The following is a 14,032-nucleotide window of genomic DNA, read 5'->3' as shown; positions in this document are numbered from 1 at the left end:
GATGGGCTGTTTGTAAAGAAGGTTGTCTTCCACAAATAAACCCCTTTCTGGCTGGTAAGCTCCGCCATCGTTACAGGGTTATCTTTTATTTTCTTCGTTGACCACTCAATAATGTGGGTGAACAGGTTGTCAAAGTTATTGGCGCCCAACCCCGCGTTGTCAATATGCGAGATCAGTTTAACCAGCAGTGAATCTTTCAACAATCCGTTAAGCAACGTCTCCCTGTCGGCTTCAGGTGTATTTTTAACAATGGAGATCGCAAAGTCTTCCATTCCAAAGCCACTGTTGTACCAGCCGGCTTCTTCAATCATATAGGCCCAGAAGTTACCGCCGGCAGCCATATCGTCCTTGACCAGGGTATTAAGTACTTTTAATCTGTCCTCCACCTTCCAGGCACGGGTATACTCATCTAAAGACTTGAACTGACTATACTTTTTCCAGTAATAGTCCACTAACAATTCAGGGTTGGTGACCTTTGCGGCATCAGTGCCTGATTTCTCCATCGTTTCCCAGAAGCTCTTTAAGTAGCCCAGATAATCAAGGTAGGCCCGATCGCCCCCGGTCTCCAGCGGCATGTTCAGGCTCTCTTCCTTCATTTGCTTGTACAGGGCGCTTCCAAGCTTGTCGATGTAGTATCCTATATTTTTTACGATCTTGTTTCTGAGCTCATCGGCTGTAGTAGTATGAGCCGCTACAAAATCAGTGGCTTCGGGTGTTTTCAACTGCCCTATAGCATCATCATCAAGCAATCCTTTCAGCAACTCGTCGTACGCACCGGTACAAGGCGTAGGCAATGCCATGTCGATAATCGTGGCTTCGGGCCGCTTTATTACGTCAGGTTGATATATGGAGCCGTTTTTACTGTCATTCGCATTGCCTTTTGTTGTTCCATCATATTTTATAGGCACTACACTTTTCAGCGCTTTGCTCACCTGATCGGGATGCTGGAATATTACCAGGGCATTATATGATTGACCTGCGGCTAGTCCGGTATAATCAAAACTTACTCTATCAAGAATTTTATCGTCAATCGGGTTTGATTTCTGGTATTTTGCAATATTGTCTTTACTTGAATAATGACAGAATACCTCATTGCTTTTGAGATATAGGTGTCCATACCTGACACCCCTCCACGTAAATTCAAGCAAACAACCCAAAGGATAAGTAGATGGTCCATCCTTTTCACACATTTTAAATCGCAGGTCTTTAAGATCGTCACCTGCAGGGAATACCACCAGTTTACCGCCTGGCGACATAAACGTCCTTTCCTTCGATGTTGGCTGATAATACAAACTGGCGGGTAAAGAGAAAGCCAATTCGTCATCCGCTTTAACGTTCGCGCTCTGCCCATCCCCATCCTTATCAAACAACCCGATCACCACCCCAGGCTTATACAACTGGTTCCACTGGTATTTGGTGAAAAGGTCACCGTTCGGGTAATCCATTACATTCGATGGCAGTTCGCCCATTTTGAAACCATAGTCGTTATCGAACACGTGTTTCAGCTTGAACAATCCGTGGCCAATTTCATGGGCAGCCACTTTTCCATCAGCACCGTTAAACAGGTAACCGAATTGTTTTCCTCTCGGCATATCACCGAGCAGGGCGCTGGTACTATCGCTTCCCTTCAATACAAACAAATAGACCGCATCCTGCTGAACCGTACGCGCACTGCTATACGCGTTGTTCAACGCCTTCATTTCATCGGTAAGGGTCGATAACCAGCCGCTTCCCGATACAGCCAGATCACCATCATTGTTTATATCCCAACTATTGTCGTTGAATGGTTTTTCATCCTGCGTTACCTGGAAGGTGACCCCTACAGCATTATAAATTTTATTGAGCTGGCTGCTTATGAGATCTTTGTTAACCGTTGCTTCATTTACCGGCACCAACACCACCTTAAAGGTCCGCTCAGGGTAGGAAGCTATAAGCAACTTACCAAGCGACAGGTATTTACCGCCGCCCTGCGGATACAGCGCATACAATTCCTGCGCATCGGCGGCAGGGCCGCCCACGATCTTTATTTCCCAACTAGTACTGTCTGAAAGAAGTTTGCTCTCATACCGGGTTCCTTTACCGGTTACAAAGCGAATGCTGTCGGCGAGAATGCTGTTATCCTTTATTTGCACCACCGCTTTTATTACATCGCTCTTCGCTTCTACGATCGCCTTACTGCTAACATAATAATTATCATTCAGCTTTTCGTATTCTTCTCTGAACTGCACACTAGCGTTGTATACCGGCTGGTATTCATCGAATGCATATAGCTGATGTTCATGTGGTACAAACTTAACAACGGCCTTATCGGTTTTTATCGAGTTCAATTCTGCCGGTGTCATATTCATCACCTCGCTTGAACCGATCTTCGAAACTTTGCCATCTTTATCAACTCCGTAAACGGTATCGTTCTTATCCTTTATGGTGGCCGGCAATTCATCTACCTTCACCTGCTTCACCGTTCCATCACTACCTGTAACGGTTAAAGTTGCGCCTCCCGCAGATACGGTATTTCCTGAACTGTCAGTTTTGGTGGTTAATTCTACATTGATGTTTTTGGCATCGGGTATTACCATATCTATATAATAGCCAGCAGTATCTACTCCCCTAACCACAATGCCAACGCCACCACCGCCATCTATTACCTTGTCAAGGTTGCCTATTTGCGATTCCTTAGCGTCATACGTTGTTTCTATAATACCCCCGATCAGCTGCTTATCGGTATTAACCGTTATACCGGTAAACCGAACTTTTACCCGGCTTTGACCCAGGAAAGGCACTGTTACATAACCCGCGCCGGTAAAATTACCCTGTCCGCTTACCTGTAATAGTTTTACAGGGAAATCACCTACTGTTATCACATCGCCCGTGAGCAGGGTTTGAATGGGTGTACGGTTTGCAATATTTGGCTCTGCCACCAACATGCCGCAACTGGAATTTGCAGCATCATCGGTACCAGCCATCACCAGCGTCTTAATATCGCTGTATGTATAAGTAATGCCATTATCGCAGGTGCCGCCAACCCGGTATTCGTAGGTCTTGTCTTTTTTCAGGTCGTATAACATCATGCGGTTAGCCGTGGTAGGGGAATTATACCAGGTAGCACCGTCCTGCCCTTTTTCACGATAGTCAACCGTAAAACTGCTTTGGTTTGGATTAGATGACCACGTGATGGTGGCACGCCCGCCACTTAGTTCATGCTGCACATTTATTGGCGCGGCACAATTATTCTGGCAGTTAAACCAGAATATTTCACTGTATCCGTTGTTACGCCAGGCATCAGAGCCGGAGGACCCATTGGTTTGTTGGGCACGTACCCGCCAGGCATACCTGTGCCCCGATAACAACAAAGGTTCGCCGGGGCCATATAACAAAGTAGTTGCCTGCGTGGTAGTGCGGTACAGCGGTTGAGCCGTACCAAAAGCTGCTTCCGGCGCCAGGCCATTGTCCCATATTTCTACAAGCGAGAATTCATATTCTGTATTGAAGGCACTGGTTGGACTGTTATAATTACGTGGCGTCCATTGGAAGATGATATTTTGCGGATCTTTATAAACAATACTTTCTGCCGTTCTGGGCAAATTCAGTAAAGGCGGGTCGCTCAAACTGATCCAGGCCATGGCGCAACTGCTGCGGCCAACTACCTGGCCTGAATTAACCTCTATGGCCTCAAAGCAAAACTGATAGAACCCTTCGGGCAACTTACCGCTTTGCACATATTGCGCACGGGTGATGCCCTCGAATATAAGATTGTCGGCATTGAAATAAGGCGCCAGATCTGATAAGCTGATGCGCGTGGCAATACCCCCATCGAGGCTAATGGGCGGATAATAAGCATCCCGGCTGATCAGTTTGGCCGACTGACCCTGGATGCTCATTCGTAAACGCACCTGCAAAGTGGGCTTGTTTAAATCGGTATTGGTTAGCAACAACACCAGCTTTTCACTGGTGCCATTGTAATAGTCACTTACATTTAAAGTATAAGGCGGCAACAACTGAGGTACTATTTGTACCGGATACTGCTGTGCATTAACCAACTGCCCGAGGAATAAACAGGCCGTTACAATCAATAACCTGCTTATCGTTTTCTTATATAGGGTAACTAACATTATATACGCTTTTGAGCTATGCCTTTTTTTACAATATCAACACTCTGAGGATGCGGGTATCTTTTGCCGTTTCAAGCATAAGCGCATACACACCGCTTATTACATTTATTTTATACGGGACCGTATACTTGTTACTGCCCCTTTTCCGCTGCTGATCAATTATAGCGCCGGACTGCAGATTAATGAGACGCAGACTAATGTCGGCCGTCTCCCGTAAACCAACAGTAACAGTAAATTCTCCCTTGCTTGGATTCGGGGCCAACGTAAAATCAATCACAAAAGGATCGGTGGATGTAGAACCGGGACTATCGAACGATTGCCCTTCTACAATGGTTATGTTATTGCTGTATTCTTTGGTGCAGCTGCCCACGCCCGAACGCATTCCTACCCGGTAGGTACCGGTTTCATTAAATTGCAATTCGATAAGGGTGTCTGTACGTCGTGTTACCGTAACGTTACCTGTGGGTACCAGCCATTCCGTAGTTTCGGGCCAGGGCTGGCTGATATTTATAAAGGTTACTTTTTCGCCTTTAAACGCCTGCGTACTGCTAACGAATTCTGCAGCCACCGAAGCAGCGCTTCTACCGATGCTTATACTGCCACTTCCTTTACACCCTTTACTATCTGTTACCTGTACATTATACTTGCCTGGCTCGGTTAGTGATACGCTTGCCGTACTGGCAGTAAATCCATTGGCGCCGCTCCAACTGTAAACCGCATTCGCATCGGCGATGCCTGCATCAGCAACCCAGGCCTGACCAGCACATAGCGTACGATCGGGGCCCAACGCTACAGTAAGCGGCAAGGGGTCCAGCAAATTGAATGTATGCTGTTCAGAACACCCCTTCACATCACTGATCTTTACGGAGTAAGCACCGGCACACAAGGCGGTTTGCGTTTGTGCAGTACTGCCATTACTCCATTGATAACTATAAGGTGCTGTTCCACCCGACACGGTATAACTAATGGCGCCATTACAATAACCGGCACATACGGGTTGTATAACTACCGGGTTATTTACAATAATGGGATTAGGCGTGGTTACCTTTACCTGTTGCTGGGTTTGGCAGCCACGGGCATCGTTTACATACGCCAGATAATTTCCTGTTGTTAATCCTGTGATATTCTGGGTAGTTGCGCCATTGCTCCATGCAATGCTATATGGAATTGTACCACCAGCGATCACCGCAGATGCCGTTCCATCGTTTCCTCCGCTGCAAGCTACCTGCGTACTGGTTAATCCAAGCGTCAATAAATTGGGCTCTGTAAGTACAAAGGATAATGATTCCTGGCTGATATTATTTTTATCGGTAACCTTTACTTTATAGGTACCGGCAGTAAGTTTTACAGCAAAACTGTCAGTCTGTACAATGCTCGTCCAACCGCCATTATCATTACGATACCACTGATAGATATATCGTTTTGAAGGTATTTGAATACCCCCATTCGCCTTCGAATACAATTCACCATCGCTGGCGTTTTTACACGAAACATAAAGATGTTCTTCTACGGTAACCGTTAATGGCGGAGGCTGATGCAAATGAAGCGTATCGGCCACTATACAGCCAGCTGCATGGGCGCCCGATGCCAGTGCATAGTTGGCATCTGTGGCCGTTACGATATAAGTTCCATCGCCTATTTGCCCTAACGTGGTAGTGAATGGATTCGTGCTATTGGTCACCGTACTTAATACCGAACCGGTAGTGCTGTCTGTCCAGGCTATATCATAACTATTGCCGTTAACAGGAGAACCTCCTATAATAATTGCCATGGCGCTGCCATCAGTGTAGCCAAAAGCCAGCGGATCGGTTGTTTGCCTGTAATCGACCTGAACAGGCTCCGCAGGCTGGGTAATGGTTACCGTTTGAACCACTTCATTACCTGCCCCATCTTTCATAATACAGTTATTACCATCGTATATTCTAAGTTGGTAAACGCCGCTATCGAGGCCCGTGATGGTATGTTGGCCTGGCGAACCAAAACCAGTCCAGGTATACGTATCATCCTGTACTTGTTTATACCCCGCAGCATAATTACCAACACCCCCCGATGCATTTAAAACTATTGTTCCATCGGCGCCGCCGTAACAGTATACATTCCTTGTGGTATTGGAAAAACTTACCGCCGTAGGGCCTGAAAAAGCTGCTGTACCGGTGTGACGTGGATCGCCGTTATAACAGGAAACTCCGTTGTATGTGCCGAGCAGTTTTATCGTAAAATTTCCGGGACCCAATATAGCCGGGAAAGTATAGGTATTGCCGGCTTCCAGGGAAGGCGGGCTTGCCGTTTCATTCTGATACAAATTATCACTCAGTATTATGTTCAGGGTTTCACCCGAATACAGCTGCCGGTCGAATTGAACGGTGAGCGTACCATCCTTTACGCCAAAACATTTGTTAGGAAAAGGCGTTACTGAAATGATATGTGGACAAGGGATAGTGGGCGTTAATGTTACCTCGTTCGTCGTACAATAATCGACCGGGGACACGCGGATAGTGACATTTTTTTTATCAATGGCTATCTTATCAAAATCAGCGCCCAACAGATCGTAACCAGATATACTAATGGTGCTTTTACCAAATGTATTGGTTGATGCCGGAAAATTATTCCAACCGGCGCCGCCCACATTGTATTGCCATTGGTACACAGGGGCAGGATAACCGGGAGTAGCTAAGAGAGTAATGTTATCGGAGCTTGGTAAAAAGTTTTGAAGTTGATCGGCCAGTGTAAGCTCTATTTTTTCCGGCATGATCCAGATCTCGGCATTACTGCCATAACAATCGGATGGCGTAGGGTGTTGGCTGTAAAAATAGCCGTTAGTTTCATACCAACCAGCAAATAGCCAGTCTTTATTCGTTGTGCAATCATTGGAACAGTGTTTATCTCCTGCGGAACCTGCCCATTCATCGCTACTGCTATATAAATGAACACGTGTTAATAGCTGCGTTACGTCAAAAGTGGTAGAATCCCAATACTCGTAGGGGTTGGTATCACAGTCTGATCCCATATACATCATGCTGTATCCCCAGGAACCGTCACCAAACTGATCAGTATGGGCAATCTCCCTGGTTTGTGTGGGGCTAACAAAATATCCATTTGCCTTGTATTGATTACCAGAACATGTATTTCGGTAACTTTTATAAGGACACCATACTCTTGTGTGCATTCTCAATTTATACTTTGGTTGCGCCATCGTTGCAGATACTGCTGTCAGCAACAGAACAGTGTTCAGGAGCAATACTCGTATTCTCATAAAAACCTGTTAATAATTAACCGATACTTTTTTCATTTCGCTATAAGCGCCGGAGGCCAGTACCGCCATAACCGCATACTGGTAGGTGGTATTTACCTGTATGCCGGTATCGTATAAACCTTTTTGCCCGGCCGGCACTGTTTTATATAAAGTCATGGCGCCAGTACCTGATGATTTATACACCTGGTAATTGACCACCTGTTTCATTTCATCGTCCCACACCACCTCTATCCTTTTTTGTTCAGGCTGGGGATAAGCATATAACCGGGTGAGCTGTAAAGCCCCGGTTGCCACAGCAACCGTAACACCAAGGGGTTCAGAGGCGGTGGTAAGCCCGCCTTCACTTTTTGCCGCTATATAGTAGCTGTATGTTCCGGCAGCGCCTCGTATCGTATCTGTATAAGTATTGTAACTTTTACCGGTAAACTGTTGTACAATACTGTAACTACTGTCGGCTGCTGCTTTCCTGTACAGGATGTGTGCAGCAATATCTTCATCAGCACTATTCATCCAGTTTAATGTAACCATGTTACCGGCTACTTTATATTTAGTGATCACGGCCGCAGAAGGCGGAATGATTTCAGGCTTTTTTAATTCTACCAGCTCCGTAGGCGCGCTCTGGTTAAACCGTTTATCGAGTGCTGAAACGGCATAGTATACTTTTTTATTCAGCAGCTTAAGGCTGAGCTTGTCGCGGAATTTATTACCCCGCCATACGGAATCAATAAGGGGAACGGCCTCTTCGTTTTTCTTCATAGCGCGGTAGATCTTATACCCCATCAGATCGCGTTCGGTGTTCTTATCCCAGGTTAGCGTTACCACGCCATTGGAATCGATAACCGCTTTCAGTCCGGTGGGTATGGCCGGTGCAATAGAATCAATAGGCTGAACCAGTACCGGGTAAGAGGTACGACCTTCGCCTTCTTTCGCCACAGCGGTTATAGTAAAATATCCCGGGTCACCAACCGCTTTTTTGAGGGTAAGCGTTCGCTTTGCAGCATCAATATTATCGAGCCAGATCTTGTATGGTCCTGCAGCATTGTCGGCTCTGCTGATCTGAAAACCTTTGATCAATGCATTTGCCTTTTCCTCAAAAAACCATTGCATTTGCAACATGCCTTTATCATCTGCATAAGCCGATTGAATACCCGGCACAAAAGGAAGCATATTGGCGCCCTGTCCTTTTATCACAGCCGATGGCGGGCCCGATTCTCCAAACGGGTTGATACCCCGAACGCGATACCGATAAGAAACCCCATTCTCATGCAAGGTATCGGTGAAGTACATGTTGCCTGAAGAACGTTTATCTTTTTCATTCAGGTTGCTCACCGGCACGTTCGACAAGCGGTGGAAGGTGCGGCCATCGTCTTCCGACTTTTCAACATAGTACGAAGTATAATATGTCTTTACGCGGTTGTAATCCCAGGCCAGCATAACCGTGCGGTTGCCAAACTGTGCATTTATATCCTGCACCGGTGGTAAGGGCTCATAATTTTCAGCACCAATATATACATTTGCCGTATCGGGTTTTGCGAGATTTACTGGCACAGCGGTTGTAAGCCGGTACAGGTATTTTTCATTAGGGTTAATATCATTATCAACCCATCCCCAGCCTGCCAGCTGCGCTCCTTCAAAACTCATATCTGCTGCAAACAGCGAAAAGCTGAACCGTTGCTCCGCTTCCTGCGACTGGCTGATGATGCGGCTAACGCCTTTGGAGTCGTTACCGCCAACCTGGAAGTCGCTGCCATACAAAGCCTGCGCCATTACAGCTGCGAACTGATCTTTCTTTGCCAGGTCCTCCCATGCTGTAAGCGGCTTCGATCTGATAGGCCCTGCATTCAGCACCTTGCGTTCAGGTTTATCGAGCATCTGTTTATTACGCAATACCGTATAACGTTCCAGGATAAAACCATATTGATTGGAGAGCTTCCATAAAGCCACATTGGTAGCAGCCCATCGTAATCGTATGGCACGACCCGTACTGTCGGGCCTTGCTATCATTTTTATTTGTGTGGTGGCCTGGCTGCCACGCTGCGCAAGCGCGCCGGTGGCGCATAGCAGCCCTGTAAAAAACAATATTATCAGGCGTTTCATAGCTTATCGGATCGGGTTATAATATTGAACAATGTGCGAACTGCCTTTTATGCCGCCCGGCATTACAAACTGATAATTCACTTTATAATATCCGGGTTTCATCATTGGATAGAATCCATTGATCAGCCATTCGTAATCTTTTTGTTGCTGGGTGCCAAGGAACCTGCTTACTACCTGGCATTGCAGGTCCATGAAATCTTCTTTATATATCCGGGGCAGATCGTATAAGTAAGGCAGATAGTTTGTTACCGCCCGATCGGTAAAATTGCCCTGGCTTACCAGGCTCTGATAAGCGAGCGATACCGGCAATGAACGAACGGGAACAAAACCGAGTTCGGCCGTGTCTCGTTTACTGATGACAATATTTCCGGCAACCGGGTAATTTTTGTAGTTGAGCGGATATATAAACGACCTGAAAAACTCATCATCGGTTATAGCCAAAGGTTGCACCAGCGGAACGTTACCGGTGTAATCGGTGCCGGTGAGTTCGCTCAGATCAAGCGGTTCGGCGCCTGTTACCCCCTGCTGCAGGGTGAACAGATCGGAAGACAAAACACTTACTGTACTGTTGCCGGGCTGCATATTCTGCATTTTTTCGGCAAACGTGCCATACCGGCTGCTGTGGAATGTGTAATTCAGTAAGGTTTTACCGGTATCGGCGCGCACCACATTCGTTGCACTGTTGCCTGTTATCTGCACGCTGTCGCCGCCATCGGTTGTGGTAGTACTGGTTACAAAACCACCCGTATCGCCGGCAGAGCTGGTAGCAGGAACACTTTGCAACACCAGCTCATAGGGGGCGTTGTTTTGCACCTTAAAGATGTTAAACCGCAAACGGCATTCATTTGCATCATAGGTGAACGGCAGTTTGGTAGCCGTTCCCCCGTTTGTTGAACGTACCATCAACTGCGGAATATAACCAGGGATGGAAAATAAATATTGTTGTCCCCTCTTTAACTGAACAACGCCCTGGTTGGTTTCACCGGCATAAAAATTCTGTTGATCTACAACCGGCCAGGAGTAACTTATATTACTTAACGGAATACTTTCAGGTGCTGTACCCGTAGTGAAAGAAAGCGTACGGGCCTCTTCGGCTTTCTTTCCATCCATATACACAGTTTGCCAGCCGCCGCCCTGGTTTTCTTTGAAACTTACTTTCACCGTGGCCGTTACCGATGTAGAAGGCGGAAGGATCTCATTTGAATAAAAGGTAACCGCATCGTTATTGGTATTCCATTTCAACTTACCGGCTATGGTCTTTCCATTTGCCGCAAGGTCGAACTGATCGAGTTGAATACGATAGGTGTGGTTGCTGCCTTTATCATCGGAAATAGGAATATCCTTTCCAATGGCAAAATTGAAGGCAGCCTGCGGCGCAGCAAACACATCTACCTGCGCAGCTTCTTTGGGCGTAATGTCTGAAATAACCGCAATGCCTACCGGCGTTGTTTCGCCTCCCCCTGCTACGATCTTACAGTCGTTCCCCACTTCTACCTTGAACCGCACGTTCCCTTTCACCAAACCACCGAGTAAATTAAATCTCACACCCAGGTACCCTGCAAACCAGGAGGGATTTGGCAGGCGCGCCTGCATTAAAGCAGCAGCGGCGCCCTGTATAATGGGAATACGCGTTTTAAGGAACCACAGGTTTACTTTAACGCCCAGTTCGCCCTGCAGGTAGGCATAAGCCTGGGCATTGGCATACCAGCCATCGAGCCCTATAGGACTGGTACTACCCTCGCAATGCGCATCGCCATAATCTTTCAGCATCATATCGAAACCAAGGCCTGCTTTGAAATTGGCATACAGTATTAAAAAAGTAATATCGCCTGTTTCTATAGATATTCTTGAACCAAATGCAATACCCCGTCCCTGGCCCAGGGCATTGGCATCGCGCATATAATCAAGCTGATCTACGTCCATACCCAGAATATCGGCCACCTCACGTGGTGGTGCAGGTGAGCCCGGTATATTGGTGCCCAGCATGAAATACGATTGCGTCTTTATTTTAAAACCACCCAAACCGAACTGAATGCCAATTGGGTCGGTAGGCGTTCCCATATATACATACCATTCCGAAGGGGCAAAATGCATAACCGCCCATCCGGCGCGGTAATTATCACCAATACCCTGTAACAATCCTTTGGCTGCATTTACATACAGGTCGAAGTTGGCGTGGAAAGTACTACTTTGGAAATCATAGAACATACCTACATAGGCTGAAATACCATTCGACATATTCATATCCTCATCCGGTGGTATCTCCCTGCCCGCCTGTTGCGGATTGGTGATCTTGAGTTTTTGCAGTTCTTCTATTTTATCAAGTTTAGCGGCGTCCGACAATCCTTCCAGTTGTTTGCTTACCGTATTTTCAATTTTATTGAACAGGCCGGCAGACTTCTCCATTAACTTGTTGGCTACACCGGGCAACTTGCCCATGAACTTGGCATTGCCAAAGAAACCGATATAGTTCATACCGCCGCCGCGGTTAAAGGCCACTTCAAATTCAGCCATCCCCTGTATGGCTTCCGGTTTCATTACATTGAAGAACACCCCGGCCTTTATCCCAAGCCCCAATATGGAGTCGGGTTTATAATTCGGCATATTATCAAGCGTAGTACCCGATGCTGCATTCATTTTACTCATGCGGTAATAGGCCCCGCCTGAAAATCCGTTTATTCGTAAGGCGCCGGCCACCGGAAATCCTTCCCCCCATTTAGCAGAACCGTCTACAAACCAGTACCGGAATTTGTTATAGCCAAACATACAACGCACTTTTACTTCCACCTTATTCAGCGCATCGAAATTTGCCGTGATGCCGCCGGCAAAACCATCGCCATAAGTGGGATCATCCTGCAAAAAATCAATCTCACCATTAAGAGTAAGCCCGCCGATCTTTGCATTGTCGATCTTTATTTTCGACAGGGAAACTTTTTCAAACTTCCAGTTACTGAAACCATTCTGTTGGTTATAAGTGCATGCAATATTTAACCGGGTAGAAGCTTTGAAGGCGTTTTCAGACAGCGTAAGCTTTACCCCAAACGACAGATCGGCCCTGGTAGCATTGGCAACCAGTACGATGCTATCAATTGATACCGGGAATTTTGCAATTTTGATCTCACCGTTATAACCAAAATAATCGACCGTAAAATATGGGCTCACGGTCTTTAACCGCATATTACGAAAGGTGATCGCTTTCAGTTCGGCAATGGAAGAACCCGACCCATTACCGGCAGAGATCGTCATGCGGCCGCATAAATTAGCTTCAGGTCTGAAGTTTCCGTTGTCAACAAGCAACTTTATATATGAATTGGAGTCCAGGTCTACCCTGGCCTGCCAGAGGTGAAAATCGAGTTGCTTCTTTGGTTTTACCGTAAGCCAGTACTTATTATCTTCCGTTATAACAGCTTCGTATTCGAGCGAGTCTTTATCGGCTACCGGCAATCCCAGATTACCGCTAAAAGAAGCAGCTACCAGATGATTTGCTTCCAACCCGATACTAACATCATCAACCGAAAAATGCCAGCCCGATGCAGAGCCTGCCTGGTAGGGCAAGATGCCCTTTCCGGAAAAAGTACCACTTACCCCATTATTATCAATGATCATATTGTGCCCACCAAAAGAGACCGGCCCCGTTGAACCGGCACGCCTGAACATTTTAGGCAGTTCAATATCGATGGTTTGTATATACACGCCCCGCCACAAATAAGGATTGGGATAGTGTAAGTACCGTGCCTCGTATCCCAAAGGAAAAATCACATCAGGACTATTACGGGTGTCGCTGAAATCGAAAACAGCATTCGTTACAGTAAACACGATCCCTTCCAGTTTATTTACCTGGAATTTTGGCAAACTAACAGCGATCAGGATATCGTTCCAGTCACTTATGACAGCCTGAAACCCGGCGCTCACTTTGGCTTTCGGATCGGCGATCATACTTCCATTGTTATCGCAGGGTATCAGCAATGAACGGGGAAATTCAACCTGGGCTGCTACACTTAACTCTTTAAACCCATTACAGTCTATAGTAAGATACGTAAGACCCGATTGCGCCTGTCCGTTCTGCATATTGAACCCACCTTTCAGGATCAACGTGGCATTACCGCCATGAATGGGTATATTACAATCACCCAGCAATACCAGTTTTGCATCGCCGACAATACCACCGCGATAAGAAAGTTTAAGCGAGTTAATGCCAAAGAATAAAGGCTCATCGCGTTGCGGAATGGTCACTTTTGCAAATGCGGTAAGTTCTGCATACGTTTCATGGAACACAGCGCTGCTTATCGCTATTTTATATTCAATGTTGTTGATGGTTCTGCGCAGGCCTACCGGCAATTCGTTCAAATCATCGGGCTGCAGCATCTCAAGCCATTTGTCAGACTGCTCCACTTTCTGCACAGCACTTATGGCCATTGATTTAATGGCAGCAGAATCAGCAAAACCCTGATTGGTTGCATTATCACCTGTATAAACTTTCTTATTACTGCTATCAGCTTCCGGCCCCGCCGCCTTTGCTATGGAGAAACAAAGCAGCAGCAATAAACCAAAACAAAAACGTTTCATAGCGTAC

The 14,032-nt window shown here is 46.5% G+C and carries 4 protein-coding genes; all 4 read right to left on the bottom strand.

The window, feature by feature from the left end:
• Window positions 1-4,109, bottom strand: a 4,109-nt coding sequence (locus ACJ751_RS03450) for a hypothetical protein (protein ID WP_407743977.1), incomplete at its 3' end; no start/stop codon positions are given.
• A 28-nt stretch (window positions 4,110-4,137) separates the two neighbouring features.
• Window positions 4,138-7,362, bottom strand: coding sequence for a SprB repeat-containing protein (locus tag ACJ751_RS03445; RefSeq protein WP_407743976.1), 3,225 nt, complete (start codon window positions 7,360-7,362; stop codon window positions 4,138-4,140).
• 9 nt (window positions 7,363-7,371) lie between these two features.
• Window positions 7,372-9,459, bottom strand: a complete 2,088-nt coding sequence (locus tag ACJ751_RS03440; protein WP_407743975.1) for a fibronectin type III domain-containing protein — start codon at window positions 9,457-9,459, stop codon at window positions 7,372-7,374.
• 3 nt (window positions 9,460-9,462) lie between these two features.
• A complete protein-coding gene (locus ACJ751_RS03435; RefSeq protein ID WP_407743974.1) occupies window positions 9,463-14,025 on the bottom strand; it encodes a hypothetical protein in 4,563 nt (1,520 codons plus the stop codon).
• Window positions 14,026-14,032 lie beyond the last annotated feature (7 nt).

It is taken from the genome of Niastella sp. (assembly GCF_045805085.1).
Classification (GTDB): domain Bacteria; phylum Bacteroidota; class Bacteroidia; order Chitinophagales; family Chitinophagaceae; genus Niastella.
Note: the sequence above shows the minus strand (reverse complement) of the source record. Positions and strands in the feature narration are given on the sequence as shown.

What these genes read in the sequence shown, in the direction of transcription:
- ACJ751_RS03445 (WP_407743976.1), bottom strand. Translation starts at nt 7,362, where the DNA reads ATGAGAATACGAGTATTGCTCCTGAACACTGTTCTGTTGCTGACAGCA.
- ACJ751_RS03440 (WP_407743975.1), bottom strand. Translation starts at nt 9,459, where the DNA reads ATGAAACGCCTGATAATATTGTTTTTTACAGGGCTGCTATGCGCCACC.
- ACJ751_RS03435 (WP_407743974.1), bottom strand. Translation starts at nt 14,025, where the DNA reads ATGAAACGTTTTTGTTTTGGTTTATTGCTGCTGCTTTGTTTCTCCATA.